Origin of the sequence: Micromonospora sp. NPDC048999, assembly GCF_040649295.1 — a bacterium.
Lineage (GTDB): Bacteria > Actinomycetota > Actinomycetes > Mycobacteriales > Micromonosporaceae > Micromonospora.
The window spans coordinates 24,500-50,277 of sequence record NZ_JBEZFI010000007.1 but is presented as its reverse complement, the minus strand read 5'-3'; the positions used below and the strand labels follow the sequence as shown (position 1 = coordinate 50,277).

Below are 25,778 nucleotides of genomic sequence, written 5' to 3'. Positions count from 1 at the left end.
CGGATACGGCAGGTCTGCTGCGGGCACGAAAAAGCCCCTCACGCAGGAGGGGCCGCCGTGCTGTCGCGCGCTCAGCGCATCAGCACGGCTCGGTAAGAAGCAGGAAGACTCCGGCCACGACCGGCAGTCTACTCCTCCTACCCGTCGGCCGATCCGCCCGCTCCACGGATCGGCGCATTCTCCCACTCCGAGCGATTATTCGGACGTAAGCCACCAGACCGCCTGCGGGGGCCCGAGGCGACGGCAAACATGGTTAGCCTGAGAGGCCAGTGAGATTTCTGCGGCAAACGAGGCTCGGCGTCGCGAACCCAACGGCGGGTCCAGGTGCTCTATTCAGAGCTGCCGTCCAGCGACGAGGAGGAGGCCCGTGACACAACAGACCTGGGACGAGGTGGGCGGTCTGCTGCCGCACGACGAGTTCCGCGCCGCCAGCGAGGCCATCGTGGCCAACATCGAGCAGGTCATCGAGGGCAAGACGGCCACCGTCCGGCTCGCCCTGGCCGTCCTGCTCGCCGAGGGCCACCTGCTGATCGAGGACGTGCCGGGCGTCGGCAAGACCAAGCTAGCCAAGGCCCTCGCCCGCTCGATCGACTGCTCGGTGCGCCGGATCCAGTTCACTCCGGACCTGCTGCCCAGCGACGTCACCGGGGTCAGCGTCTACAACCAGGAGACGCACGACTTCGAGTTCCGCCCGGGCGCGGTCTTCGCCAACCTGGTGGTCGGCGACGAGATCAACCGAGCCTCGCCGAAGACCCAGTCCGCCCTGCTCGAGTGCATGGAGGAGCGGCAGGTCACCGTCGACGGGGTCACCTACCAGCTGCAGACCCCGTTCATGGTGATCGCGACGCAGAACCCGATCGAGATGGAGGGGACGTATCCGCTGCCGGAGGCGCAGCGCGACCGGTTCACCGCCCGAATCGCGATGGGCTACCCGGACCCGGGGGCCGAGCTGGCCATGCTGGACGGCCACGGGGCCACCGACCCGCTGAACGAGCTGCGCCCGGTCTCCGACGCGGCCACCGTCCGCCGGCTCATCGGCCACGTCCGGCAGGTGCACGTCGCCGACGCCGTCAAGCAGTACGCGATCGACCTGGTCACCGCCACCCGCGAGGCAGCCGACCTGCGGCTCGGGGCGTCCCCGCGGGCCACCCTCCAGCTGCTGCGCACCGCCCGCGCGGTGGCCGCCCTGGAGGGGCGGGACTATGCCCTCCCGGACGACCTGCAGGCCCTCGCGGTGCCGGTGCTGGCGCACCGGATCATCCCGACCGCCGACGCGCAGTTGGCCCGGCGCACCACCGACGCGATCGTCGCCGAGCTGGTGCACCGGCTGCCGCTGCCGAACGACCGCAAGCGCTCCCCGTACGACACCCGGCCCGGCGGCACCGGCCGCGGACCGTTCGAGCCGCGGAGGCCGTGACGTGCGCGACGGGCTGCGCGGGCTGACCACCCGCGGCCGCTCCTTCCTCGCGGCCGGGGTCGCCGCCGCCCTCTCCGCCGGCATCCTCGGCGAGAAGGACCTGCTCCGGGTGGCTGTCCTGCTGATCATCCTGCCGCTGCTCGCGGCGGCCTACGTCGGTCGCAGCCGCTACAAACTCGCCTGCGACCGCTCCCTGGAACCGCACCGGGCGCCGGTCGGGGCCAACTCCCGGGTGGTGCTGCGCCTGCAGAACCTGTCCCGCCTGCCCACCGGCACGCTGCTGCTGGAGGACCGACTGCCGTACGCGCTGGGCAGCCGGCCCCGGGTGGTGCTGGAGCGCCTCGGCGCGCACCAGGCCAGCTCGGTGGCGTACACCGTCCGGGCCGACGTGCGCGGCCGATACGAGGTGGGCCCGCTGGGGATCCGGCTGACCGACCCGTTCGGGCTCTGCGAGCTCAGCCGCGCCTTCCCCAGCGTCGACCACCTCACGGTCATTCCGCAGGTCACCCCGCTGCCGGCGGTTCGCCTCCCCGGCGAGTACGCCGGCAGCGGCGACAGCCGGGCCCGCTCGGTCGCGGTGCACGGTGAGGACGACGCCGCCACCCGGGAGTACCGGATGGGCGACGACCTGCGCCGGGTGCACTGGAAGTCGACGGCCCGCACCGGCGAGCTGATGGTGCGCCGGGAGGAGCAGCCCTGGGAGAGTCGGGCCACGGTCGTGCTGGACACCCGCGCCGCCGGGCACCGTGGTGACGGGCCGACGGCGAGCTTCGAATGGGCGGTCTCGGCCGCCGCCAGCATCGCCCTGCACCTGCGCCAGGCCGGCTACCGGCTGCGCCTGGTCACCGGCTCCGGTGCCGACGTGGACGCCACCGAGGCGGCCGGCGAGGGTCTGCTCCTCGACCATCTCGCCGAGGTGAGCCTGGACAGGCGTGGTGAGATCACCACGCTCGTGCAGCAGGTCCGGCAACGGGCCGACGGCGGCTTGATCATCGCGCTGTTCGGCACGCTCAGCACCGCCGAGGCGGAGCTGCTGGCCGGTCTGCGCGGCAACGGCGCGACCTGCGTCGGCTTCGTCCTCGACAGCAACACCTGGCTGAACCTGCCACCGAAGGCCCGGGCCGAGGCGGAACACGCGCACGGTGCGGCCGCGCTCACCCTGTTGCAGAGCGGCTGGCGGGTGATCGGCGTGGAGCACGGCAACCGGCTGCCCGTGCTCTGGCCGCAGGCGGCCCGCGGCTCGCAGGGCTTCGCGCTGCGGGCGGCGCTGGCGGAGACGGTGGCCGGAGGCGTGCGATGACCGAAAGGGTGAGCCCGTGACCGCGCACCGCAACCTCGGCTTCGTCGCGGCGGCGGCGACCCTGCTGGCCGCGGCGCCGCTGTCGGCGATTTTCGACCGCTGGACGTGGCTGATCGAGGCGGCCATCGCGGTCGCCGCGGTGGCCGCGGCCGCCGCGGTGAGCCGGCTGGCCCGGGCTCCCCTGTGGGGCCAGGTCCTGGCCATGCTGGCCGGCCTCACGCTGGGCCTGACCTGGCTCTTCCCGGGCGGCGCCGAGCTGCTGGCGCTCCTGCCCACCCCGAGCACCTTCCTCCACTTCGGCGAGTTGCTCGGCGCGTCGATGCAGGACATGCGCACGTACGGCGTGAAGGTGCCCGACGTCGACTCGTTGCTCTTCCTCGCCGTGCTCGGCGTCGGCGCCGTGGCGGTGCTGGTGGACGTGCTCAGCGTCGGGCTGCGCCGGCCGGCCCTGGCCGGGCTGCCGATGCTGGCCATCTACTCGGTGCCGGTGGCGGTCTATGTGGACAGCGTCCCCGCCACCGGGTTCGTGGTGGGCGCCTGCGGCTACCTGTGGTTGCTGGTGACCGACAACGTCGACCGGGTACGCCGGTTCGGCCGCCGGTTCACCGGCGAGGGTCGCGACGTCGACGTCTGGGAGGCGTCGCCGTTGGCCGCCACGGGGCGTCGGCTGGCCGTGGTCGGGGTCGCCCTCGCGGTGGCGCTGCCACTGGCCGTGCCCGGGATGACCGGCGGCCTGTTGAACCCGGCCGGCAACGGCATGGGCGACGGCACCGGACGGTCCGGGCAGGGCGGCAACCCCGGCCGGGTCGACCTGTTCGCCGCGCTCAGCGGCCAACTCAACCAGAACACGGTGACCGAGTTCGCCAGGGTCACCACCAACGAGCCCGCACCGTTCTACCTGCGCTTCGGCGTCGCCGACGAGCTGCGCCCGGACGGCTTGCGGGACCGCGCCCCCAGTGGGCGGCCGGCCAACCGAAACCTGCCCGACCCGTCGGAGCGCGCCGGCCACGGCATCGAGCGACACCGCTACCGTGCCACGGTCGAGGTGAAGAACCTCAACATGCCGCTGCTGCCGGTCTACGCCGAGCCGGTGAAGACCGACAACCTCAACGGCAACTGGCTCTACGACCCGAACCTCCAGATCGTCTTCTCCAACCGGGAGAACTCGCGAGGCAAGCGCTACACGTTCGACTACGTCCGTTCCACATACACCCCGGCCCTGCTGCGTGGGGCACCCTCCCTGCCGGCCGACGACCCGGTGCTGCGCGCCCAGACCGTCACGCCGTCGGTCCGCGCCGTCGACCAACTGGTGGAGCGGCTCGTCAAGGGCAAGCAGAGCGACTACGACAAGGTCCGGGCGATCTACGACTACTTCTCGGCAGAGAACGGGTTCAGGTACTCGCTCTCCACCCGGCCCGGGACCAGCGGTGACGACATGACCGATTTCCTCGCAAACAAGGTGGGCTACTGCCAGCAGTACGCCGCCGCGATGGCCTGGCTGGTCCGAGCGGCCGGCATCCCGGCCCGAGTGGCGTTCGGCTTCACCAACGGCAACAAGACCGGCGGCGGCACCTACGTGCTGACCAACAAGAACCTGCACGCCTGGACGGAGGTCTACTTCGGCGGGATCGGCTGGGTGCCGTTCGACGCCACCCCGGCGGCCAGCGTGCCGGGGTCGGTCCGGTCGGCCTGGGCCCCGGACACCGACGCCCCCGAGGACACCGCTCCGTCCCCGGGAAGCACCACCGCCCCGGGTGAGGTGGACCCCTCGGCCGGCCCGAACCGTCCGGACCGGCTCGACAAGGACGCCGACCAGGGTCTCTCCATCGGCGACGGCGGCCCCGCCCGACGGTCGCCGGTCTGGCCGTGGTGGGTGGCCGGCCTGGTCGCCCTGCTGGCACTGCTGGCGGTGCCGGCGCTGCGCCGCTCCGCGCTGCGTCGGCGTCGGCGGGCCCGGGCTCCGGCACCCGCGGCAGTCACGCTGGCCACGGTGCCCGGCCAGCGCGGCGAGGTGCGCGATGTCGTGGTCGGGGTGGACGCCGACCAGGCCCGCGCGCACGCGCACGCGGCCTGGGACGAACTATTGGACACCCTGGTGGACTTCCAGGTCCGGGTCGACCGGACGGAGACGCCCCGGACGACCGCCGAGCGCCTGGCTCGGGAGGCCGTCGGCGAGGACGCCGGGGCGGTGACCGGGGTACGGCTGCTCGGCCGGGCGGAGGAGCGGGCCCGCTACGCCCGCGACCCGCTGACCGGCGAGGAACTGCACCCGGGTCTGCGGGCGGTACGCGGGGCGCTCGCCGCCCGGGCGGACCGGCGTACCCGGATCATGGCGGCCCTACTGCCGCCGTCGGTGCTGCTGCGCTGGCGGGCCGCGGCGGCGGAGCGCTCGGCCCGCCTGGTCGTCGGCGGCGGGCGACTGCGGCAGCGGCTGCTGCGCTGGAGCCCACGGCGCCTGCTGGCGGGCCGGCCGGCCCGCTGACCGGTGGTCCTGCCCGCCGGCGCTCCCCCGTCGGCGGGCGGGACCACCGCAGGCGCTGTTCCGCTGGCAGGCGGGACCACCACAGGCGCTCGCTGTTCCGCTAACCGAGGGCGCCGGTCAGCTGAAAACCACCGCGGCGGGCCTGGTCAGCGGTGCCCCTCGGGGCGCTGCCGCCAGCGATCTTCCATCCGGTCGAGGAACGAGCCCCGCCGGCCGCCCCGGCCGCGGGTGCGACGGCTCGTCGTGCCTCCCACCACGTGCAGGTCGGGCGACTGGGACCGCCGGTGCGACTGCACCGCGTAGCCCAGCGAGGCGAGCATGACGACGAAGCCCGCCACGGCCAGCGGAGGCGTCTTGATCACGGCCCCGTAGATCAACAAGGCCAGACCAGCGATGACCACGCAGGCAGCGACGAGCAGGCGACGCCGCGCGTGGAAACGCGGATCGCTGGCGCGCACGGCCGAGGCGAACTTAGGGTCCTCGGCAAGCGACCGTTCGATCTGCTCGAACAGCCGCTGCTCGTGCTCCGAGAGCGGCACGGCACCTCCCCGGTCACGTTGGTCGGTCCGTTCGGGCCGACAGACCGTGGCAGCCAAACGGCTGCTTACCCACAAGTCTACGAGGGGGCTCGCGCGTCGGAAAGCGGGACGACCTATGGCCCGGCCGGTTTTTCGATCCGTCGCGTGTCACGCTTGCCGAGCAGACTGGCCGGACCTATGACGGACCGCCCGAATCGGGCGGCCGCGGCGTCCGCCGCCGCCTCCGCCTCCCGCCAGCCGCGCTCCGGCGCGCCGAGGGTGAGCTGACGCGGCGTCTCCGCCGCGGCGGCCAGCCCCTCCAGGCGTACGCCGACCAGACGGACCGGCTCACCGGGAGCCAGCGCGGTCCACAGCGCCCAGGCGGTGTCGAACATCTCCCGCGCGGTGTCGGTCGGCACGGTGAGGGTGCGGGAGCGGTTGACCGTGCGGAAGTCGGCCAGCCGAACCTTGAGCGACACGGTGCGCCCCACCTGGCCGGCCGTGCGCACCCGGGCGCCGACCTTCTCGGCCAGCGCCAGCAGGGCACGGCGGATCTCCGCCGGGTCGGTGACGTCGGTGTCGAAGGTCACCTCCGCGCCGATCGACTTCTCCACCTGCTCCGGGGAGACCCGGCGCGGGTCCCGCCCTGAGGCCAGCTCGTGCAGGTGGATCGCGGCCGCCTCGCCGACCGCCCGGCGGAGCAGACCGGTCGGTGCCTCGGCCAGCTCGCCCACGGTGCGCAGGCCGAGCCGACGCAGCGCCTCCGCGGAGCGCTCCCCCACTCCCCAGAGCGCCTCGACCGGCAGCGGGTGCAGGAACTCCAGGACCCGGGCGGCGGGGATCACGAGCAGCCCGTCCGGCTTGGCCCGGGTGGAGCCGAGCTTGGCCACGAACTTGCTCGGGGCCACGCCGACCGAGCAGGTGAGCCCCTGCTCCTCGGCGACCCGGCGGCGGATCAGCCGGGCGATCCGGGTCGGGGGCCCGAAGAGCCGACGGGCGCCGGTCACGTCGAGGAAGGCCTCGTCCAGGGAGAGCGGCTCGACCAGCGGGGTGACGTCCCGGAAGATCTGCATCACGGCCCGGGAGGCCGCGGAGTATTGCGCGAAATCCGGTGGCAGGTAGACCGCGTGCGGACAGAGCGCCCGGGCCCGGGCGGTGGGCATGGCGCTGCGGACGCCGTACCGGCGGGCCTCGTAGCTGGCCGAGCTGACCACCCCGCGCGGCCCGATCCCGCCCACCACGACCGGCCGGCCGCGCAGCTCGGGCCGGTGGCGCACCTCCACGGAGGCGAAGAAGGCGTCCATGTCGACGTGCAGGATCGGGCAGCCGGTGTCGTCGGCGTCCGGCCCGAAGCGCGGATCACCGCCCCGGGGCAACGACTGGCTGCGGCCCATTCCGGCAGGTTAACCGCCCGGTCCGACAGTTCCGCCGCCCGGCGGGCCGTCAGCCGCGGACGACCAGCAGCGGGATGGTCATCTCGGCCGCCGTGTCCGCGCCGTGGTACGCCACCAGCCGGGACTCGATCGGCGTCTCCGAGCGGGTGGCGACCACCGCGTACGTGCCCCGGCAGACCACCACCACGTCGCCGATGCGGCGCAGGTGCTCCTCGGGCACCGGCCCGAACCAGCCGGTGGCCACCGCCTCGTCCCGGGTCGTCACCCGGGCGGCCCCGTCCAGCACCGCCGACCAGGCGGCCACCACGTCGGCGGTGGCCCCCGGCTCGACGTGCAGGTACCGGACGCGGGGTTCGCCGGCGACCACCCGCACCCCGGCGCGCAGCCGGGGATCGGTGTCCAGGTCGATCCGGTGCTCGTCCGGCACGTTGAGCTGGCCGTGGTCCGCCGTGACCAGCAGCGCCGCGTCCGGCGGGAGCCCGTCGACCAGCCGGGCGAGCAGCCGGTCCACCTCGGCGGCGGCCAGCCGCCATGGCACCGAGTCGACGCCGCTCAGGTGCCCGTGCCGGTCCAGGTCAGGGTGGTATCCGGAGACCAGGGTCGGGCCGGCGCCTGCCGCGAGGGCGGTGAGCATCTGCCCGGCCAGCGCGTCGACGCCGGCGGCCCCCCGGTAGTCGCCGCCCCGGTTGGCGGCCAGGGTGAGGCCGCTGCCGCCGTATTCCGGGCGGCTGACCACGGTGACCGCGACCCCGGCCGCCCGGGCCCGCTCGTACCAGGTCGGGACGGGCTGCCAGCGCAGCGGCTCCGGGTCTCCGGCCCACTCGATGTGGCTGAGGACCCGGTCGGTGTCGGGGACCCGGACCTTGAAGCCGAGCACGCCGTGCGCGCCGGAGGGCGTGCCGGTGCCGAGGCTGACCAGGCTGGTCGGGGTGGTGGAGGGAAACCCGGAGGTGAGTACGGTGCCGGCGGTGGCGGCCAGCCCGGCCAGGGTCGGGGCGTACGGGGCGGCGGTGGGGATCTGGTACCAGCCGAGCCCGTCGACCAGCAGCACGGCGATCCGGCGTACCCCGGCCAGTCGGGGGCCCAGGCCGAGCAGGTCGACCGCGCCGGGCACGCCGAGCGCCGCGAGGGCGCTGGGCAGGATGTCGGCGAGACTGCCGCCGCCGTAGCGGGGCGCGACCTGATCGAGCGGACCCACCGCCGGACCGGTCATGCCGGGCGGCGGGCGAACAGGTGCAGTTGGGCGGCGAGATCCCGGTACGGCGGCCGGGCCGCCAGGGCCCGTTCCAGCTCGACCAGGGCGGCCGGCTGGCCGTCCGCCACCGCGGCCGGGAGCAGGTCGGCGAGGACGCGTACGCCGTGGATCTCCTCGACGGCGAGCCCGGCGGCGGCGAGCAGCGCCGCGGCCCCGGCGGCGTCGTACCGCCGGCGCAGGGTGTCCCGGGGGCCGGCGCTGCCGTCCGGGTCGGAGGCCAACGCGGCGGCGACGTCGAGGTGCCCGTTCATCGCCCGGGTCAGCACGGCGGCGGCCCGGCCGGCGACCAGGACGCTGGCCGCGCCGCCGGGGCGCAGGGCGGCGGCCAGCGCGGCGACCACCGGGGCGGGATCGTCGACCACCTCCAGCACGGCATGGCAGAGCACCAGGTCGACGGTGGCCGGCTCGACCAGCCCGGTGAGCGCGTCACCGTCGCCCTGGATCGCGCGTACCCGGTCGGCGACCCCGGCCTCGGCGGCCCGGCGGGTCAGCGCGGCGAGCGCGTCGGGGCTGGCGTCGACCACGGTGACCCGGTGGCCGGCTTCGGCGAGCGGGACGGCGAAGCCGCCGGTCCCGCCGCCGACATCGAGCACGGTGAGCTGCTCGCCGGCCCGCCGGTCCAACTCGGCCCGGAGCGCTGCCCAGATCACGGCGGTACGGGGGGTCAGGGTTCGGGTCTGCTCCACCCCGCCGAGCCTAGTCACCCGAGCCGCCCGGGTCAGGAGTCGCCACCTCCGGCCGGGTCGTCCTCGTTGCGGGAGCGGTGGGCGTTGGCCACCGGGCCGTCGGTCACCGGATATTCGTGGACCTCGGTGTCGTGCACCGGGACCCAGTCCGCACCGAGTCGGGTCCGCCGGGCATTGGCGACGCCGCGATAGGTGTTGCTCCCCATCATCGTTCTCCACCTTCTTCCTACGTGGGCCACTCTGCCCACGTCGGCGAACGTATCTCCGGCCCGTCGATCCCTGGAACGCGAGTGTGATCAACAACATGCCCTCAGCCAGCGCCGTGTGGTGAAGATCACCACCAGGTGGGGCCGTTGCCGGCCCACCGTCGACCGGATCAGGCTCATCCGGTGACCGTCCTGCTCAGCGCCTTCGGCATCGTGCTGCTCGGGGCCTTCGCCCAAGCGATCAGCGGCTTCGGGTACGCGTTGCTGACCGTGCCGCTGCTGGCCGCCGTGATCGACCCCCGCAGCGCGGTCGTGCTCTCCGCGTTGACCGGCATCGGGCTGACCCTCACGGTGGCGGTCCGGGAGCGCGGGCACGCCCGATGGCGGGTGGCGGCGGCGCTCAACGCGACCGCCCTGCTCGGCCTGCCGGCCGGCCTGCTGGTGCTCACGTACGCGCCGCAATGGCTGCTCAGCGTGCTGATCGCGGTGGTGGTGCTGGGCTGCGTCGCGCTTGTCGCCAGCGGTGCCCGGATCCGCACCGGGCGGCTCGGGCTCGGCGCGGTCGGCGTGCTCGTCGGCGTGCTCACCGCCGCCACCGGCACCAACGGGCCGCCGCTGGTCGCCGCGTTCCACTCGCTCGGCTACGACCCGCGTACCTTCCGGGCGACGCTGGCGGCGACATTCTCCGGCACCGGGCTCATCGGGCTGGCCGGATTCCTGCTCGCCGGTCAGGTGCACGCCGAACTGGTGTGGATCTCCCTCGTGGCACTGCCCGCCGTGCCGCTCGGCTGGTGGCTGGGGAACCGGCTGTTCCACCGGATCGACCCGGTGGTGTTCCGCCGGATCGTGCTGGTCGGGCTGCTCGGCAGCGCCGGCGCCGCGCTGGCCTCGCTGGCCGGGTGAGCCGTGCGGGTCAGCGGAAGTCGCGGGAGGCCGGCGTGACCGGCGGCTCGATCGCGTCCAGCCGGTCGGCGGTGAGGCTGGTGACGCCCTCGTGCCGCTGCAACCGGCCCCGCACCACCAGCGCCGCGCTGGTGCGGGCGATTCGCCGGTAGCGCTGCCACAGCCCCGGGGAGCAGGTGACGTTGAGCATGCCGGTCTCGTCCTCAAGGTTGAGGAAGGTCACCCCGCCCGCGGTCGCCGGCCGCTGCCGGTGAGTGACGATCCCGCCGACCCGGACCCGCCGGCCGGGCTCCACCCGTCCGAGCCGGGCGATCGGCACCGCGCCGAGGGCGTCCAGCCGGTCGCGGATGAACCGGGCCGGGTGGCTCTCCGGGGACAGGCCGGTGGCCCAGACGTCGGCGACCAGGCGGTCCACCGCCTCCATCCCGGGCAGGGTGGGCGCGGCCGCGCCGGTCACTGTGCCGGGCAGCCGACCCGGCCGGTCCTGGGCCGCCGCGCCGGCGGCCCAGAGGGCCTGCCGCCGAGTCAGCCCGAAACAGGCGAAGGCGTCCGCGGTGGCCAGCGCCTCCAGCTGCGCGGCGGTCAGGCCGACCCGGCGGGCCAGGTCCGGCATGTCGCGGTACGGCCCATGGGCCGCCCGCTCCGCCTCGATCCGCTCGGCCACGCCGTCGCCGAGGGTGCGTACGCTGCCCAGCCCGAGCCGAACCGCCGGGCCGCCCAGCCCCCACGCGTGCGGCGGCTCGCCCGGCTGGCTCCCCCACCGGGTCTCCGGCGCGGACTCCAGCACCGCCTTCGCGCCGCTGGCGTTGATGTCCGGCCGGCGCACCTCGACGCCGTGCCGGCGGGCGTCGTCGACCAGGGTCTGCGGCGAGTAGAAGCCCATCGGCTGGGCGTTGAGCAGCGCGGCCAGGAACGGGCCCGGGTGGTAGCGCTTGAGCCAGGAACTGGCGTAGACCAGGTAGGCGAAGCTCATCGCGTGGCTCTCCGGGAAGCCGTAGCTGGCGAAGGCGGTGAGCTTGCGGTAGACGTCGTCGGCCAGCTCGCCGGTGATGCCCCGCTCGGCCATCCCGGCGTAGAGCCGGTCGGCGATCTGCGCCATCCGTTCCACCGAGCGCTTCGCGCCCATCGCCCGGCGCAGCTGGTCGGCCCCGGCCGCGTCGAAACCGGCCAGGTCGATGGCGAGCTGCATGAGCTGCTCCTGGAACAGCGGCACGCCGAGGGTCTTCTCCAGCGCGTTGCGCATCAGCGGGTGCGGGTACGCCACCGGCTCCTGGCCGTTCTTGCGCCGGATGTACGGGTGCACCGAGCCGCCCTGGATCGGGCCGGGCCGGATCAGCGCCACCTCCACCACCAGGTCGTAGAACTCGCGAGGCTTGAGCCGGGGCAGGGTGGCCATCTGGGCCCGGCTCTCCACCTGGAACACCCCGACCGAGTCGGCCCGGCAGAGCATGTCGTAGACCTCGGGGTCGTCCAGGGTCATGTCGCCCAGGTCGAGCCGGGACCCGATCAGGTCGTAGCCGTAGTGCAGCGCCGACAGCATGCCGAGGCCGAGCAGGTCGAACTTGACCAGCCCGACGGCGGCGCAGTCGTCCTTGTCCCACTGCAGCACACTGCGGCCGGGCATCCGCCCCCACTCCACCGGGCAGACCTCGATCACCGGCCGGTCGCAGATCACCATGCCGCCGGAGTGGATGCCCAGATGCCGGGGAAACGTCTGCAGCTCGTTGGCGTACTCGATCACCTGCTCGGGGAGGTCCGCCGCGTCCACCGCCGAGACCGAGCCCCACCGGTCGATCTGCTTGCTCCAGGCGTCCTGCTGCCCGGGCGAGAAGCCGAACGCCTTGGCCACGTCCCGCACCGCCGACCGGGGCCGGTACGAGATGACGTTGGCGACCTGAGCGGTGTGCTCCCGACCGTACCGGGCGTAGACGTGCTGGATCACCTCCTCCCGGCGGTCGGACTCGATGTCCACGTCGATGTCGGGCGGCCCGTCGCGTTCCGGGGCGAGGAACCGCTCGAAGAGCAGCCGGTGCCGGACCGCGTCCACGTTGGTGATCCGCAGTGCGTAGCAGACCGCCGAGTTGGCCGCCGAGCCCCGGCCCTGGCAGTAGATGTCCTGCTCCCGGCAGAACGTGACGATGTCGTAGACCACCAGGAAGTAGCCGGGGAAGCCGAGGTCCTCGATCATCCGCAGCTCGTGCTCCAGCTGCGCGTACGCCTGCGGGTGCGCCTCGGGCGGGCCGTAACGCTCCCGCGCGCCGGCCATGGTCAGCCGGCGCAGCCAGCTCATCTCGGTGTGCCCGGGCGGCACCGGGTACGCCGGCAGTTGCGGCGCGACGAGCTGCAGGTCGAAGGCGAGTTCCGCGCCGAACTCGGCGGCCCGGGCCACCGCGCCCGGGTACGCGGCGAACCGCGCCGCCATCTCCGCTCCGCTGCGCAGGTGGGCGGTGGCGGCGGCGGGCAGCCAGCCGTCGATCTCGTCCAGGCTGCGCCGGGCCCGTACGGCGGCCAGGGTGGTGGCCAGCCGGCGACGGCTCGGGGTGGCGTAGTGCACGTTGTTCGTGGCGACCGTGGGCAGCCCCGCCGCGGTGGCCAACTCGGCCAGGGCGTCGTTGCGGTCGGCGTCGACCGGGTGGCCGTGGTCGGTCAGCTCCACCGCCACCGTCTCGGCGCCGAAGAGCGCGGTGAGCCGGTCCAGCTCTCGGGCGGCGGCGTCGACGCCCTCGGTGAGCAGGGCGGCGGGCACGTGCCCCTTGCGGCAGCCGGTGAGCACCAGCACGTGGTCGCGCAGCTCGGCGGCGATCTCCTCGAGCTCGCCGTAGACCGGGCGGCCCTTCTCGCCGCCGCGCAGCTGGGCGCGGGAGATGGTGGCGGCCAGCCGGGCGTACCCCTCGTGGCCGTGGGCGAGCACCAGCAGGTGCCGGCCGAGCGGATCGGGCTCACCGTTCTGCGGGCCGGGCAGCCCGAGGGAGAGCTCGGCGCCGAAGATCGTCGGCAGGTGCAGCGCGCGGGCCGCCTCGGCGAAGCGCACCACGCCGTAGAAGCCGTCATGGTCGGTGACGGCGAGCGCGGTGAGCCCCAGCCGGGCGGCCTCCTCGGCCAGCTCCTCGGGGTGGCTGGCGCCGTCGAGGAAGCTGAAGTTGGAGTGCGCGTGCAGCTCCGCGTAGGGCACCGCGTCGTCCGGGCGGGGCAGCTCGGGCGGCTCGTAGTGCTCCCGCCGGCGGCTCCACGCCGGGGAGTCGCCACCGTCGGCGTCCACCGCGAGGGGATCCACCACATGCAGGTGCCGCTCGCCCCTGCTTTCCCGGGCCCGCCCCTTGCCGGACCGCCCGTCGCCGGGCCGCCCGGAGAGCACCCGTTCCAGCTCCGACCAGCGCATCTCCGGATTGTGGAAGCTCACCGACCCACCCCTCGCACGGCCCGCGTCGAGATCTTGGAAGATTGACGCCCCTCCAGGGGCCGAAAACGTCCAAGATCTCGAACAGCCTGGGGACGGTCAGTCATAGATCGCCTCCACCAGCCACTGGCCGCCCTCGACGGCGAGCAGCAGGGCGGTCCCGTCCGCCAGGCAGACCTGGAACCGGGCTCGACGCCGGGCCTCGGTCGGCGCCCACCAGCGCTCGTCCACCGGCCACGGGCCGGCCCAGCCGATGATCTCGGCCGGTCGGCCGGTGCCGACGACCAGCCGCGCGGGCGCGGCGCTCACCGTCAGCCGAGCACTGACCAGCACCGGCTCACCGGCGGCGTCGTGCACGGTGGCGAGGAACGGGGTCGGCAGCACCACGGCCGGCGCGGGCGGCGGCAGCCGCCCCGGCCACGGCGGAACCGTCGCCAGCCCGCCCGAGCGCGCGGCTCCACCCGTCCGCGCCGCTCCGGCCGAGCACGCCGCCCCGGCCGGCGGGGCCGCCTCGCCCGTCGGGTCAGCGGGCAGCGGCGGTGGACCGGGACGGGCGGGCAGCCGTTCGTCCCCCCACGGGACCAGGCATACCTGGTCGGCCGGGGTGCGTCCGCCGCCGAGCACGGCGGTGACCACCGCCTCGGGACCGAGGATGCCCTGCACCCGGCTCAGCGCCCGGTGCGCCCGCTCCCGCTCCGCACCGGTCTCCCCCCACAACCCGGGTTGCAGGCCGGCCTGGGCGAGCACCCCGTCCGGCACCAGCCGCAGCCGAATGATCCCGGCGGTGGGGCGGGCCGGGCGGGCGCCGCCCCGGCCGGTGCTGCCGGAGAGCCAGCCGTCCAACTGCCACCGCACCCGGTCGGCGATGGCAACGGCGGTGAGCAGACCGTCGTGCCGCCAGACCCGGTGCAGCTCCTGGCCGTGCGCGGTGACCGCCTCGATACCGAGCCGGGTGCAGGCCAGCCCGTACCCGGCCAGCCGCTCGTGCAGCTGTTCGGCCAGCGCCCGGGCGGCGAACGCCGCGGCGTCGACCCGGTCGATCGGCTCGTCGTACCCGGCGGTGACCGTCAGGTCGGCCGGGGGTTGCCGGACCGCGAGGGGCCGGTGGTCCCGGCCGGCGGCGAGCCGGTGGGCCAGCGCCCCGTCGAAGCCGAACCGGGCCAGCACGTCGCCGGCGGGCAGCGCGGCGAAATCGCCGAGGGTACGCACCCCGAGCCGGCGCAACAGGTCGGTCAGGGCGGGTCGGCCGAGCGCCTCGACCGGCCGAGCGGCCAGGAACTCCGAAGTCCCGCCGGGCGGCACGATCCGCCCGTCCCGGGCGGCCAGCCCGGCGGCGAAGACCCCGTCGGCGATGCCGACCTGGCTCTCCACCGCACAGGTCTGGGCGACGTGCTCGACGATCCGCTCGGCCGCCGCCTCCTCCCCGCCGAGGTAGCGGCTCGGCCCCCGGGCGGCCAACGCACACGCCCCGGGGCGGACCACCTCCACCCCGACGGCCACCTCCTCGACGGCGGCCACCACCGGCTCGAACGCCCGGGCGTCCCGGCCGGGGTCGTGGTCGACGACGGTGAGCTGCGGGCAGCGCCCCTGCGCCTCCCGCTTGCGCAGCCCCCGACGTACGCCCTCGGCGCGGGCCCGCTCGGAGCAGGCGATCACCCGGTTGGCGTGCAGCACCGCGACCGGGCCGGTGGCGGGCACCCCGTCGACGATCTCGGCAGCGAGGACCGGCCAGTCCGGGCACCAGAGCAGCAGGGTCCGCACCGGCGCACCGGTCATGCCGGCACTCCGCTGCGCTCCGCGCCGCCATGAGGCACTGCGTTGATGATTCGCTCGCTGCGCTCGCTCATGCCGGCACTCCGCTGCCATGAGCGGGCGCCACCACGCGGAGCCGGGGCGGGTTGGCGCGGGCGGCGGTGCCGGTCGCCCGGGGGATGACCCGGGTCAGCTCGTCGCCGGGCAGCCAGACCTTGATCTCCTTGGCGCGGGCGGCCGCGCCCCGCCCCCGCGCCGAGACGGTCACCTCCCGGCGGCGCAGCCGCCCCCGGCCCGGCCCGAGCCCCTCCCAGACTCCCCGGACCACCTGGAGCGTGACGTCCGCGCCGTCCCACCGGCCGTACGGGACGAGCACGCTGCCGCGCTGCCGGGCCCGGGCGGCCAGCCGGTTGGCGACGGAGACGGAGACCGTGGCCGGCACGGCGGCGACCACCACGTCGACCCCGTCGATGAGCGCGGCGACGACGGTGGGCCACTCGGGCCCGGGGTGCGGCACAAGGGCGAGCCGGTCCAGGGCGATCCCGGCCTCGGCCGCCGCGCCGGCCCCGAAGGTGGGCACCCCGACCACGGCGCACCACGAGCCGGCCCGGGACGCCTCGGCGAGCAGGGCGAGGAGCAGCGAGGTCCCGCCGCTGTGCCGGGGCTGCCCGACGCCGACCGCGATGGTGCTGCCGCGGCGCAGCCCACGATGGGGCAGCAGCCCGGTCAGCTCGGGCCGGACGGGCAGCACCCGGTGGCCGCCCGCCGGGTCGGGCGCGCTCGCCGGACGTACCAGCTCGGCCAGTGCGGTGGAACCGACCACCATGCGGCCCGCCATCGGACCTACCCCCTGTCGTGTGTCACCCACCTCCTGGTGGTGCTGCTGGATCTCCGCCGGTGGCGGACCTCGCCCGGTCAGACGGCGAGACCGTCGAGCGCCGGCTGGTGCGCCAGGCCGAGGGCGGTCTCCACCACGGCCACGAACTGTTCGGCGGCGCGGAGCAGGTCGTCGGCCTCCCGGGCGGTGACCACCCGGGGGATCCCGGCCTCGGCGGCGGCCCGCTTGCTCGCCCCGACGGCGAAGTAACCGGCCCACTCGTCGAGCTCGGGGGCGACGGCGGCGAGCAGGACCCAGACACTGGTGATCCGGCTACGCCGGGTGGGCGTGGGACGGGCGCGGGCGGCGAGCAGGGCGGCGGCGGCGCGCAGCGCCGCGAGATGGGCGGCGGCGTACCGGAGGCCGTCGGGACGGGTCCGGGCCGCCTCGGCCAGTCCGTGGCGCGCGATCACGAGAAGTTGGGCGGGGGTGCGGTGCGGCAGCACGTGCGCGGGCACCGTCGGCGCCTGGGCCGGACTGGTCGGCATGGGTCTCCTCCTCCGCGTGGCCAGGGCGGGCGGGCCGCGCGGCGGATCGGATCCACCGGCGGTCGCCCGGAGCGGGATGGTGCGGAGGAAGACGCACCGGGTGGGCCGGCCGGGTGTGGACGCTTCCCCACACCACACCCGGCCGGCGTACCGGCGGGTCCATCGCCCGCCGCCCGGGGGTCGTGGGCGGCGGGCGACGATCCTGCCTGGCGGGCCCGGACTCGCGACTGTCCGGGCCCGGCGCGGTCCGCGGAACCGCACCTGCCGGGAGCCGGCGCCGCGAAACGCCGCTCCCGGACGTTGGAACGGGCGTACGACCGAATCGAACACTCGTTCTAACTGCCCTGACAGTACACCTCCCCGCCGGCGAAAATGCAACGTGTGACCCGCCCGGCGGGTCGGCGTCGACACCCCATCGGCCGAAGGATTCTCAGGTGGCGCACAGCACCGGCAAAGGGGGCGCCGAGTTCCCGGGCCCAGAATTGACGCCGTGAACGTCGGCCGTATCGAACCCATCGCCCGGTGACCGCGACCGTCGCCGACCGGCGGGCCGTACGGCGCACCCTGCCGGCGGTCCCCGCCTGGTGGGCCGACGTCGCCGTCAGCGTCGCGGTGCTCAGCCTGCTGGTCGTCACCGCCCTCTGGACCGCCAACCGCGGCGTGCAGGAGCTGCTGGCCGGCCCCGCCACCGGCCTCACCTCGCTCGGCCGGCTCGCCGGCCTGGTCAGCGCCGACCTGATGCTCGTCCAGGTGGTGCTGATGGCCCGGGTGCCGCTGATCGAACGACGCTTCGGCCAGGACCGGATCGCCCACTGGCACCGACTCGCCGGCTTCACCTCCTTCCACCTGCTGCTCGTCCACGTGGTGCTGACCACCCTCGGGTACGCCGGCACCGCCCGGCAGGGCGTGCTGGCCGAGACCTGGGACCTGGTCGTCACGTACCCGGGGATGCTGCTGGCCACCGCGGCGCTGGCCCTGCTGGTGCTGGTGGTGGTGTCCTCGGTCCGCGCGGCCCGGCGCCGGCTGCGCTACGAGTCCTGGCACCTGCTGCACCTGTACGCGTACCTCGGCGTCGCGCTGGCGCTGCCGCACCAGCTCTGGACCGGCACCGACTTCGTCGGCTCGGCGGCGGCCCGCGCCTACTGGTGGACGGTCTACCTGCTGACGCTGGCCAGCGTGCTGGTCTACCGGCTCGGGCTGCCCGCCTGGCGGTCGCTGCGGCATCGGATCGAGGTGGCCGCGGTGGTCACCGAGGCGCCCGGGGTCACCTCGGTCTGGCTGCGCGGGCGCGACCTGCACCGGCTGCCCGCCCGATCCGGGCAGTTCCTGCTCTGGCGGTTCCTGGACGGCCCCGGCTGGTCCCGGGCACACCCGTACTCGCTGTCGGCGCCGCCGAACGGAAACCTGATGCGGATCACCGTCAAGGACCTCGGCGACGGCAGCGTCCGGGTGGTCGCCCTGCGCCCTGGCACGAAGGTGCTGGTCGAGGGGCCGTACGGGCGGCTGACCGGGCAGCACTGGCGCGGCGGCGGGGTCACCATGCTCGCCTGCGGAGTCGGCATCACCCCGCTGCTGGCGCTGCTCTGGGAGCTGCCGTACGCCCCCGGCGAGGCGGTGCTGCTCTACCGCGCGCGTACCCCTGAGGACCTGGCCTTCCGGGCCGAGCTGGACCAGCTCGCCGCGGAGCGCGGGCTGGTCGTGCACCACCTGGTCGGCCCGCGGGCGCGGCGCCCGTCCTGGCTGCCGGCGTACGTCGAAGGGATGTCCGACGCGGAGGCCCTGCGCCGGCTCTCCCCCGGCATCGCCGCGCACGACGTCTTCCTCTGCGGCCCGGACGGCTGGGTCGACGCCGCCCGCGCCGCCGCCCGCGCGGCCGGGGTCCCCGACGCGCACGTCCACCACGAACGCTTCGCCTGGTGACAGGTGCGAAAGGAGGATCCGTGCGACGAATCACCCTCTGGCTGCTCTCCACCGTGGCCGTCCTGGTGCTGCTGTTCAGCTACAAGACCAGCACCATGGGCCCGGGCGGGGAGAGCGGTGCCGTCGCCGCCGGCGGATCCGACGGGGTGGTGGCGAACCCCGGGAGCGCGACCGACTCCTCCGGCTCCGGCTCGGCGTCCGGTGGCACGGTCACCGGGTCGGTGGCGCAGACCCGGTGGGGGCCGGTGCAGGTCAGGATCACCGTCTCAGGCGGGAAGATCACCGACGTTCAGGCCGTACGGGTGCCGGACGGCAACCGCCGGGACCAGGAGATCAACGGCTACGCGGTGCCGGTCCTGCGGCAGGAGGCGCTGGCCGCGCAGAGCGCCCAGATCGACACCGTCTCCGGGGCCACCGTCACCAGCGACGGCTACCGCGAGTCCCTCCAGTCCGCGATCGATGCGGCGCACCTGAACTGAGCGGGGTGACGGTGATGAACCTGGCGACGGAGCCGGACCGGCGGGCCTGGGTGATGCAGGTGATGGGGCTGCCGGTCAGCGTGCACCTGCGCGGGCCGTGGGTGCGTACCGACCCGGTGGCGGAGCGGGTGGAGCGGGTCTTCGCCGAGTTGGGCGAGGTGGATGCGGTGTTCAGCACGTACCGGCCGGAGAGCGTGCTGGGCCGGCTCGGCGGCGCGCTGCCCGACCCGGCCACCGCCGAGCCGGTGGTGCGCGAGGTGGTGGGGCTCTGCGAGCTGGCCCGCATCCGCACCGACGGCTGGTTCGATGCCCGGCGGCTGCCGCTGCCCGGCGGCGGCACCGGCTTCGACCCGTCCGGCCTGGTCAAGGGGTGGGCGGTGGAGCGGGCCGCGCGCCACCTCGCCGACCTGCCCGACCACGACCTCTGCCTGAACGCGGGCGGGGACGTGCTGCTGCGTACCGCGCCGGGCCGGCCGGCCTGGCGGGTCGGGGTCGAGGACCCCGACCACCCCGAGCGGATGCTCGACGTCGTGGAGCGGGCGGGCGGCGCGGTCGCCACCTCGGGCACCGCGCGACGCGGCGCGCACATCGTCGACCCGCGCGCCGGCCGGCCCGCCGAGGCCGTCCGGTCGGTCACCGTGGTCGGTCCCGAGCTGCTCTGGGCCGACGTGTACGCGACCGCGGCCGCCGCCCGTGGCGCGGACGCGCTCGACTGGCTGGCCACCCTCGACGGGTACGCGGCCCTGCTGGTGGACGCCGCCGGCCGGGTCCGGGCCACCCCGAACTGGCCGGGCACCTGGGCGACTCACACCTGCACCGCGTAGTCGGGCAGGCCGGCGTCGGTGGCCAGCGAGTCGGTGCTGCGCACCAGCAGCGTCTGGACCGCACGACGGGACAGCAGCCGGTCGCGCAGCCACAGCCCCCACCCGCTGGCCGGGGCGAGGAAGTGACCGGGGTTGGCACCGCGCTGCCAGCGGGACGCGTACCCGCGCATCCGCCGCTCGTACGCGGGCAGGGCCACCCGGAGGTCCCCGCCGGCCACGGCCAGCTCGCCGGCGAGCACGTACGCCCCGACCAGGCCGGTGCCGACCCCCATCCCGCCGAGGGTCACCCCCCACGCCGCGTCGCCGAGCAGCACCGTCCGGCCGGTGTGCCAGCGCGGCACCCGGACCCGGCCGATCGCGTCGAAGTAGAGCTCCGGCGCGTCGCGCAGGCCGGCGAGCAGGTGCGGCACGTGCCAGCCCATTCCGGCGAAGGCCTCGGTGATCAGCGCCTGCTGCCGGTCGAGGTCGAGCCGGTCGTACTCCTGCCGGGGCCCGGCGAAGACGACGAAGGCGCCCGCCCGGCCCGGGTCGCGCTGGTCGGCGGCGACGCTGGCCATCCGCCCGGGCACGTTGTACTGCCGGGGGACGGTGTCGAAGCCGCGATCGTTGGGCAGGTCCCAGCCGGCCAGGTGGTAGCCGAGGTGGGTGAGGTACGCCGACTCCGGGCCGTGCACGAGCCGGCGCACCCCGGAGTGCAGCCCGTCCGCGCCGACCACCAGGTCGACGGTGCGGGAGTCGCCCCGGGCCAGCTCGACGTGTACCCCGTCGGCGGTCTCGGTGAGCGCGGTGATCCGGTCGCCGAACCGGTACTCGACCCGGTCGGCGCCGTGCTCGTACAGGATCCGGGACAGGTCCCGGCGGAGCACCTCCAGCTCGCCGCCGGCGAACTCGGCCGGCAGCCGGAAGATCTCCCGGCCGTGCTCGTCCACCCGGCTCATCGCGCCGGCGTGGGTCTGCACCGCGCGCAGCTCGTCGAGCACGCCCATCGCGGCCAGCACGCCGAGGTGGGTCGGCCCGCGGAAGTCGACCGCGAAGCCGCTGGTCCGCAGCGCCGGGGCGGCCTCGACGACGGTGACCTCGGCGCCGTAGCGGGCCAGCCACCAGGCCACCGCCGGGCCGGCCACTCCGGCGCCGGAGACGAGCACGCGCGAGCCGTGCAGCGGAAGAGACATGATTCCCCCCGATCAAAAACTGCGTCCGTCGGATACAGAGTACGATAGACACAGTTTTGGTCCGGCGACAAGAAGGGTGATCGTGGCGACCGGTGACGTGGACCAACGGCGGCTGTACGAGCTGTTGTGGAGTACGCCCAGCGGGCCCCGGCGTGGGCCCCGCCCCACGCTGACGCTGGCCGCGATCGCCCGGGCCGGGATCGCCATCGCCGACGCCGACGGGCTCGACGGGCTGACCATGCAGCGGGTGGCCGAGTCGCTGGACGTCACCAAGATGGCGCTGTACCGGTACGTGCCCGGCAAGGCGGAACTGGTCGCGCTGATGCTGGAGGCGGCGATGGGGGAACCGCCCCCGCCGCCGGAGGGCGCCGACTGGCGTGGTCAGCTCGACGACTGGGCCCGGCAGCTGTTCGACCGGTTCCGCCGCCACCCGTGGGCGCACGCGGCCACCATCGGCCCCCGACTGCCCGGCCCGCACGAGCTGGCCTGGCTGGAACGGGTCGTCACCGCCCTCACCGACACCGGGCTGACCGGCGACGAGCAGCTCGACGTCGCGGTGCTGCTGGTCGGGCACGCCCGCAACCTGGCCCAGCACGCGGCGCCTCCCACCGACGCCCCCGGCCCGAACCAGGAGGCCGGGCTCGCCGCGCTGCTGCGGGGCCGGGAGGAGCGCTTCCCGGCGCTCACCGCCGCCCTACGCTCCCCCCGCGACGGCGACCACGCCCTCGACTTCGGCCTCGCCCGCATCCTCGACGGCATCCAGGCCCTCATCACCGCCCGCGCCACCGACGCCCACTCGGGTTGATCATGAAGTTGTTGCGGCCCGCCCGGCGTGTCGCGACAACAGTTTCATGATCACCGGGGGCGGGGTGGGGGGTGGGTGGCGTGGGAAGCAGAATGGGGGCATGCAGTCACAGCCAGACGTGCAGGCGGTCCACCCGAACGTGCAGGCGGTGCAGCGCGCGCTCGACGACGCGGGCGCGCGGGACGGCTCCGGCGCGGCGAGCCAGGTCCGCGTGCTGCCCGAGGCGGTGCACACCGCCGCTGCGGCGGCCGAGGCGCTCGGCGTCAGCGTCGGCGCCATCGCCAACTCGCTCATCTTCGACGCGGACGACGAACCGCTGCTCGTGCTCACCTCCGGCGCGCACCGGGTGGACACCGCCGGCCTGGCCGCGTCCATCGGGGTCACCCGGCTGCGCCGGGCCACCCCCGAGTTCGTCAAGCGGCACACCGGGCAGGTGATCGGCGGGGTCGCCCCGGTCGGTCACCCCCAGCCGCTGCGTACCCTGGTCGACACCGCCCTGGCGGCGTACGACGAGGTGTGGGCGGCCGGGGGCGTGCCCCGGGCGGTCTTCCCCAGCACCTACGCGGAGCTGCTGCGGATCACCGCCGGCGCCGCCAGCGAGGTGGCGTGAGCGTTCCCGGGCTCGTCACGCTGCACGTGTGGCGGATCCCCCGGCCGGCGGTCCCTCGGGCGCTGGCCCGGATGGCGGCGCACCCACGACGACTGCGCCGCGTCCCCGGCGTACGGTTCGGCAAGCTGCTCGGCACCGGGACGGGCACCGGCTTCGGCCCCGGCGACGCCGACCTGACCCGGTGGGCCGCCCTGGTGGCCTGGGACTCCCCGGCCGCGGCGGCCGGCTTCGACGCCTCGCCGGTCGGCCGGTCCTGGGCCCGGATCGCCCGCTCCTCGGTCCGGCTGGAGCTGCGCCCGTTGACCAGCCGGGGCGAGTGGTCCGGCCACCGGCCGTTCGGCGAGCCGTCCGGCGGCCACCGCCCCGGCCCGCCGGCCGAGTCCGGCCGGGACACCGGTCCGGTGCTGGCGCTGACCCGGGCCCGGCTGCGGGCCCGCCGGGCGGTCACCTTCTGGCGGGCGATCCCGCCGGTCGCCGCTGCCCTGCACGCCGCGCCCGGGCTGCTCGCCCGGTTCGGCGTCGGCGAGGCACCGCTGGGCTGGCAGGGCACGGTGAGTGTGTGGCGCGATCCGGCGGACCTGGTCGCGTTCGCGTACCGTCACCCGGGGCACCGCGCCGCGATCACGCGCACCGCCACCGAAGGGTGGTACGCGGAGGAGCTGTTCGCGCGGTTCGCGGTGTGCGACGTGGTCGGCGACCGCGCGGTGCTGGGATGGGCCGCCGAGGGCGACCCGGAATCGGTGAGAGGACACGCATGAGGCTGGTGCGGTGGACGCCGGACGACCTGGTCCGGCGGCTGGACGACGTGGTGGCCGTCTACGGCGAGGCGATGGGCTACCGCGCCGACCTGCTGGAGGCACGGCGCGGCTACATCGCCACCCACGTACGCCGCCCCGGCTTCCGGGCCGTGGCCAGCCTCACCAGCGAGGGGCACCTGGCCGGCTTCGGCTACGGCTACCTCGGCGGCGCCGGGCAGTGGTGGCACGACCAGGTGCACCGGGCGCTGGACGCCGAGGCCCGGCGGCGCTGGCTGGCCCACCCCTTCGAGGTGGTGGAGTTGCACGTCCGTCCACCCGCGCAGGGGCACGGCCTCGGCGCCGGCCAGCTCCGCGCCCTGCTGACCATGGCGGAGGGGAGCACCACGCTCCTCTCCACCCCGGAGGCCGACGAGCAGAAGTCGCGGGCCTGGCGGCTCTACCGCCGGTTCGGCTTCGTCGACCTCCTGCGCGACTTCCACTTCCCCGGTGACGAACGGCCGTTCGGCGTGCTCGGCCGGGACCTGCCGCTGCCCCCACCGGCCGTCCCCGGGGCGGCGACCACGCCGTGATCCGCCGCCGGCTGCCCTGGGCGCTGCTGGCCGTCCTGGTCCTCGCCCAGATCTGCTACCCGCTCACCGCCGGCGCCACCCGGGCCGGGCTGACCACGGCCACCGTCGTGCTCGGCTACCTGCTCTCCGTCGGCCACGCGCTGCTCAGCCGGGGTACGCGCACCGCGCTCGCGCTGGTCGCGGTGGCCACCGGTGGCGGGTTCGCCGTGGAGGCGCTCGGGGTGGCCACCGGCTTCCCGTTCGGCGGCTACGACTACTCCGGGGAGCTGGGCCCGCAGCTGGCCGGAGTGCCGCTGATCATCCCCCTCGCCTGGACCTGGATGGCCTGGCCGGCCTGGCTCACCGCGGTTCGGCTCACCGCCACCCCGGCCGTCGGGGCACGGCGCCACGCCGGCCGGATCGCGCTGGCCACGGTCGGTCTGGCCGCCTGGGATCTCTTCCTCGACCCGCAGATGGTGGCCGAGGGCTACTGGCGGTGGCGGGACGCCACCCCGGCCCTGCCCGGGCTGCCCGGCGTACCGGCCAGCAACTACCTCGGCTGGCTGCTCTTCGCGGTGGTGCTGGCGGCGACGCTGCGCCCGCTCGCCGGGCCGGCCGTCGACCGCACCGACCGGCGGGACGCGCCGATGTTCGCGCTCTACCTGTGGACGTACGCCGCCAGCGTGCTGGCGCACGCGGTCTTCCTCCGGCTGCCGGCCTCGGCGCTCTGGGGCGGGATCGGCATGGCGGCGACCGCCGTGCCGCTGGCGGTGGCGCTGCTGCGCGCCCGCCGCCACGCCCGCGCCGACCGCGGGACGGCGGAGCCGGCGCCGAGCGTCGACACAATGGCATGACCGCCGTCCTCGCCCTGCTCGTCGCGGTCGCCGCATGCACCCTGCACAGCTGGGTCAACGCCACCCGCTGGCTGCGCCGCCCCGCTGCCGGGCCGGTGGAGGTGACCGAGGCGGTGGCCGTGCTGCTGCCGCTGCGCGACGAGGCCGACCGGGTGACGCCGTGCCTGCGCGCGCTGCTGGCCCAGCGCGGAGTGCCCGACCTGCGCATCGTGGTGCTCGACGACAGCTCGACCGACGACACCGCCGAGGTGGTCCGCGCGGTGGCCGGCGACGATCCCCGGGTCACCCTGCTCACCGGGGTCGCCCCGCCACCGGGCTGGCTGGGCAAGCCGCACGCCTGCTGGCAGCTCGCCACCCGGACCGGACCGGCCCCGACCGTGCTGGCCTTCGTCGACGCTGATGTGGTGCTCACCCCGTACGCCGTCGCGGCGGCGGTGACCGAGCTGCGCAAGGCGGGGGTCACGCTGCTGTCGCCGTACCCCCGGATCGTGGTGCGGACGGCAGGCGACCGGCTGGTGCAGCCGCTGTTGCAGTGGCTGTGGCTGACCTTCCTGCCGCTGCGCGCGATGGAACGCTCGCCGCGGCCGTCCCTCGCGGCGGCGGGCGGGCAGTTCCTGGTCCTGGACCGGGCCGGCTACCTGCGGGCCGGCGGACACGCGGCGGTGGCCGACAAGGTCCTGGAGGACATCGAGCTGGCCCGGGCGGTGAAGCGCGCGGGCGGCCGGATCGCCCTGGCCGACGGCTCCCGGCTGGCCGCCTGCCGGATGTACGAGACCTGGCCGGAACTGCGCGACGGCTACACCAAGTCGCTCTGGGCCTCGTTCGGGCACCCGAGCGCCGCGACCGTGGCGGTGGCCCTGCTGCTCCTGCTCTTCACCGCGCCCCCGCTGCTGGCCCTCGGGGCGCTGCTGGCCGACACGCCGCTGGTCGCCGCGCTCGCGCTGGCCGCCTACGCGGCGGGCGTCGCCGGGCGGGTGGTCAGCGCGCGGGCCACCGGCGGGCGGGCCTGGCCCGACGCGCTGGCCCACCCCGTGTCGGTCGTGTTCCTCGGTTGGCTGACCCTGCGGTCGTACCATCTGCGGAAGCGACGCCGGCTGAGCTGGCGGGGTCGCCCGGTCACCTAGGAGGGGCGC

At 75.3% G+C, this 25,778-nt stretch carries 23 protein-coding genes; 13 read left to right on the top strand and 10 right to left on the bottom strand.

Going from position 1 to position 25,778, the window contains the following annotated elements:
- The first annotated feature begins 367 nt into the window (after nucleotides 1–367).
- The 3 genes from AB0C02_RS11860 to AB0C02_RS11850 are packed head-to-tail and all read left to right on the top strand — an operon-like array spanning nucleotide 368 to nucleotide 5,199.
- Complete coding sequence (locus AB0C02_RS11860; protein ID WP_357545147.1) at nucleotides 368–1,417, top strand: MoxR family ATPase; 1,050 nt, start codon at nucleotides 368–370, stop codon at nucleotides 1,415–1,417.
- A gap of 1 nt (nucleotide 1,418) precedes the next feature.
- Nucleotides 1,419–2,717, top strand: a complete 1,299-nt coding sequence (locus AB0C02_RS11855) for a DUF58 domain-containing protein (RefSeq protein ID WP_357545141.1) — start codon at nucleotides 1,419–1,421, stop codon at nucleotides 2,715–2,717.
- Between the two features lie 16 nt (nucleotides 2,718–2,733).
- Complete coding sequence (locus AB0C02_RS11850; protein WP_357545134.1) at nucleotides 2,734–5,199, top strand: DUF3488 and transglutaminase-like domain-containing protein; 2,466 nt, start codon at nucleotides 2,734–2,736, stop codon at nucleotides 5,197–5,199.
- Nucleotides 5,200–5,345: 146 nt separating this feature from the next.
- On the opposite strand, the gene AB0C02_RS11845 is transcribed toward AB0C02_RS11850, so the two are convergent.
- The 5 genes from AB0C02_RS11845 to AB0C02_RS11825 form a co-directional block, all read right to left on the bottom strand.
- Nucleotides 5,346–5,738 (bottom strand): DUF3040 domain-containing protein, encoded by a 393-nt coding sequence (locus AB0C02_RS11845; RefSeq protein WP_357545128.1) that lies wholly within the window; start codon nucleotides 5,736–5,738, stop codon nucleotides 5,346–5,348.
- Nucleotides 5,739–5,851: 113 nt separating this feature from the next.
- Complete coding sequence (locus tag AB0C02_RS11840) at nucleotides 5,852–7,111, bottom strand: DNA polymerase IV (protein ID WP_357545120.1); 1,260 nt, start codon at nucleotides 7,109–7,111, stop codon at nucleotides 5,852–5,854.
- Nucleotides 7,112–7,160: 49 nt separating this feature from the next.
- Nucleotides 7,161–8,324, bottom strand: a complete 1,164-nt coding sequence (locus tag AB0C02_RS11835; protein ID WP_357545112.1) for a nucleotide pyrophosphatase/phosphodiesterase family protein — start codon at nucleotides 8,322–8,324, stop codon at nucleotides 7,161–7,163.
- On the bottom strand, nucleotides 8,321–9,070 hold the full coding sequence (locus AB0C02_RS11830) for a methyltransferase domain-containing protein (RefSeq protein ID WP_357545110.1): 750 nt from the start codon (nucleotides 9,068–9,070) through the stop codon (nucleotides 8,321–8,323). The genes AB0C02_RS11835 and AB0C02_RS11830 overlap by 4 nt, the downstream gene beginning before the upstream one ends.
- 14 nt (nucleotides 9,071–9,084) lie before the next feature.
- Nucleotides 9,085–9,261: a hypothetical protein gene (locus AB0C02_RS11825; protein WP_357545106.1), complete on the bottom strand. Its 177-nt coding sequence runs from the start codon at nucleotides 9,259–9,261 to the stop codon at nucleotides 9,085–9,087.
- A 180-nt stretch (nucleotides 9,262–9,441) separates the two neighbouring features.
- Here AB0C02_RS11825 and AB0C02_RS11820 point away from each other — a divergent pair, with 180 nt between their 5' ends.
- Nucleotides 9,442–10,161, top strand: coding sequence for a sulfite exporter TauE/SafE family protein (locus tag AB0C02_RS11820; protein WP_357545102.1), 720 nt, complete (start codon nucleotides 9,442–9,444; stop codon nucleotides 10,159–10,161).
- A 10-nt stretch (nucleotides 10,162–10,171) separates the two neighbouring features.
- On the opposite strand, the gene AB0C02_RS11815 is transcribed toward AB0C02_RS11820, so the two are convergent.
- The 4 genes from AB0C02_RS11815 to AB0C02_RS11800 all read right to left on the bottom strand — a co-directional run bounded on the left by AB0C02_RS11815 (nucleotide 10,172) and on the right by AB0C02_RS11800 (nucleotide 16,675).
- On the bottom strand, nucleotides 10,172–13,561 hold the full coding sequence (locus AB0C02_RS11815) for an error-prone DNA polymerase (RefSeq protein ID WP_357545100.1): 3,390 nt from the start codon (nucleotides 13,559–13,561) through the stop codon (nucleotides 10,172–10,174).
- 96 nt (nucleotides 13,562–13,657) lie between these two features.
- Nucleotides 13,658–15,334, bottom strand: a complete 1,677-nt coding sequence (locus AB0C02_RS11810) for a DNA polymerase Y family protein (protein ID WP_357545093.1) — start codon at nucleotides 15,332–15,334, stop codon at nucleotides 13,658–13,660.
- Between the two features lie 67 nt (nucleotides 15,335–15,401).
- Nucleotides 15,402–16,148 (bottom strand): hypothetical protein, encoded by a 747-nt coding sequence (locus tag AB0C02_RS11805; RefSeq protein WP_357545091.1) that lies wholly within the window; start codon nucleotides 16,146–16,148, stop codon nucleotides 15,402–15,404.
- A gap of 77 nt (nucleotides 16,149–16,225) precedes the next feature.
- Complete coding sequence (locus AB0C02_RS11800; RefSeq protein ID WP_357545085.1) at nucleotides 16,226–16,675, bottom strand: SAV_6107 family HEPN domain-containing protein; 450 nt, start codon at nucleotides 16,673–16,675, stop codon at nucleotides 16,226–16,228.
- A 522-nt stretch (nucleotides 16,676–17,197) separates the two neighbouring features.
- On the opposite strand from AB0C02_RS11800, the gene AB0C02_RS11795 reads away from it, so the two are divergent.
- The 3 genes from AB0C02_RS11795 to AB0C02_RS11785 are packed head-to-tail and all read left to right on the top strand — an operon-like array spanning nucleotide 17,198 to nucleotide 19,898.
- Nucleotides 17,198–18,595 (top strand): ferredoxin reductase family protein, encoded by a 1,398-nt coding sequence (locus tag AB0C02_RS11795; protein WP_357545070.1) that lies wholly within the window; start codon nucleotides 17,198–17,200, stop codon nucleotides 18,593–18,595.
- Between the two features lie 20 nt (nucleotides 18,596–18,615).
- On the top strand, nucleotides 18,616–19,074 hold the full coding sequence (locus AB0C02_RS11790; RefSeq protein ID WP_357545055.1) for an FMN-binding protein: 459 nt from the start codon (nucleotides 18,616–18,618) through the stop codon (nucleotides 19,072–19,074).
- Nucleotides 19,075–19,088: 14 nt separating this feature from the next.
- Complete coding sequence (locus tag AB0C02_RS11785; protein ID WP_357545043.1) at nucleotides 19,089–19,898, top strand: FAD:protein FMN transferase; 810 nt, start codon at nucleotides 19,089–19,091, stop codon at nucleotides 19,896–19,898.
- Here AB0C02_RS11785 and AB0C02_RS11780 read toward each other — a convergent pair.
- Nucleotides 19,880–21,070 carry an FAD-dependent monooxygenase gene (locus AB0C02_RS11780; protein ID WP_357545038.1) on the bottom strand — a complete coding sequence of 397 codons (1,191 nt, stop codon included), beginning with the start codon at nucleotides 21,068–21,070 and terminating at the stop codon, nucleotides 19,880–19,882. The genes AB0C02_RS11785 and AB0C02_RS11780 overlap by 19 nt on opposite strands.
- An 82-nt stretch (nucleotides 21,071–21,152) precedes the next feature.
- On the opposite strand from AB0C02_RS11780, the gene AB0C02_RS11775 reads away from it, so the two are divergent.
- From AB0C02_RS11775 to AB0C02_RS11750, 6 genes are all read left to right on the top strand, one after another.
- On the top strand, nucleotides 21,153–21,875 hold the full coding sequence (locus tag AB0C02_RS11775; RefSeq protein WP_357545022.1) for a TetR/AcrR family transcriptional regulator C-terminal domain-containing protein: 723 nt from the start codon (nucleotides 21,153–21,155) through the stop codon (nucleotides 21,873–21,875).
- Between the two features lie 100 nt (nucleotides 21,876–21,975).
- Nucleotides 21,976–22,485 carry a YbaK/EbsC family protein gene (locus AB0C02_RS11770; protein ID WP_357545007.1) on the top strand — a complete coding sequence of 170 codons (510 nt, stop codon included), beginning with the start codon at nucleotides 21,976–21,978 and terminating at the stop codon, nucleotides 22,483–22,485.
- Nucleotides 22,482–23,243, top strand: coding sequence for a monooxygenase (locus AB0C02_RS11765; RefSeq protein WP_357545000.1), 762 nt, complete (start codon nucleotides 22,482–22,484; stop codon nucleotides 23,241–23,243). The genes AB0C02_RS11770 and AB0C02_RS11765 overlap by 4 nt, the downstream gene beginning before the upstream one ends.
- Nucleotides 23,240–23,812 (top strand): GNAT family N-acetyltransferase, encoded by a 573-nt coding sequence (locus AB0C02_RS11760; RefSeq protein WP_357544986.1) that lies wholly within the window; start codon nucleotides 23,240–23,242, stop codon nucleotides 23,810–23,812. The genes AB0C02_RS11765 and AB0C02_RS11760 overlap by 4 nt, the downstream gene beginning before the upstream one ends.
- Nucleotides 23,809–24,645: a carotenoid biosynthesis protein gene (locus AB0C02_RS11755; RefSeq protein ID WP_357544973.1), complete on the top strand. Its 837-nt coding sequence runs from the start codon at nucleotides 23,809–23,811 to the stop codon at nucleotides 24,643–24,645. The genes AB0C02_RS11760 and AB0C02_RS11755 overlap by 4 nt, the downstream gene beginning before the upstream one ends.
- Nucleotides 24,642–25,769 (top strand): glycosyltransferase family A protein, encoded by a 1,128-nt coding sequence (locus AB0C02_RS11750; protein WP_357544956.1) that lies wholly within the window; start codon nucleotides 24,642–24,644, stop codon nucleotides 25,767–25,769. The genes AB0C02_RS11755 and AB0C02_RS11750 overlap by 4 nt, the downstream gene beginning before the upstream one ends.
- The last annotated feature ends 9 nt before the right edge of the window (nucleotides 25,770–25,778 follow it).

Excerpts from the sequence above, each read along its gene's own strand:
- AB0C02_RS11840 (WP_357545120.1), bottom strand. The coding sequence starts at position 7,111 with ATGGGCCGCAGCCAGTCGTTGCCCCGGGGCGGTGATCCGCGCTTCGGG.
- AB0C02_RS11835 (WP_357545112.1), bottom strand. The coding sequence starts at position 8,324 with ATGACCGGTCCGGCGGTGGGTCCGCTCGATCAGGTCGCGCCCCGCTAC.
- AB0C02_RS11825 (WP_357545106.1), bottom strand. The coding sequence starts at position 9,261 with ATGATGGGGAGCAACACCTATCGCGGCGTCGCCAATGCCCGGCGGACC.
- AB0C02_RS11810 (WP_357545093.1), bottom strand. The coding sequence starts at position 15,334 with ATGACCGGTGCGCCGGTGCGGACCCTGCTGCTCTGGTGCCCGGACTGG.
- AB0C02_RS11805 (WP_357545091.1), bottom strand. The coding sequence starts at position 16,148 with ATGGCGGGCCGCATGGTGGTCGGTTCCACCGCACTGGCCGAGCTGGTA.
- AB0C02_RS11800 (WP_357545085.1), bottom strand. The coding sequence starts at position 16,675 with ATGCCGACCAGTCCGGCCCAGGCGCCGACGGTGCCCGCGCACGTGCTG.
- AB0C02_RS11785 (WP_357545043.1), top strand. The coding sequence starts at position 19,089 with ATGAACCTGGCGACGGAGCCGGACCGGCGGGCCTGGGTGATGCAGGTG.
- AB0C02_RS11780 (WP_357545038.1), bottom strand. The coding sequence starts at position 21,070 with ATGTCTCTTCCGCTGCACGGCTCGCGCGTGCTCGTCTCCGGCGCCGGA.
- AB0C02_RS11770 (WP_357545007.1), top strand. The coding sequence starts at position 21,976 with ATGCAGTCACAGCCAGACGTGCAGGCGGTCCACCCGAACGTGCAGGCG.
- AB0C02_RS11760 (WP_357544986.1), top strand. The coding sequence starts at position 23,240 with ATGAGGCTGGTGCGGTGGACGCCGGACGACCTGGTCCGGCGGCTGGAC.
- AB0C02_RS11750 (WP_357544956.1), top strand. The coding sequence starts at position 24,642 with ATGACCGCCGTCCTCGCCCTGCTCGTCGCGGTCGCCGCATGCACCCTG.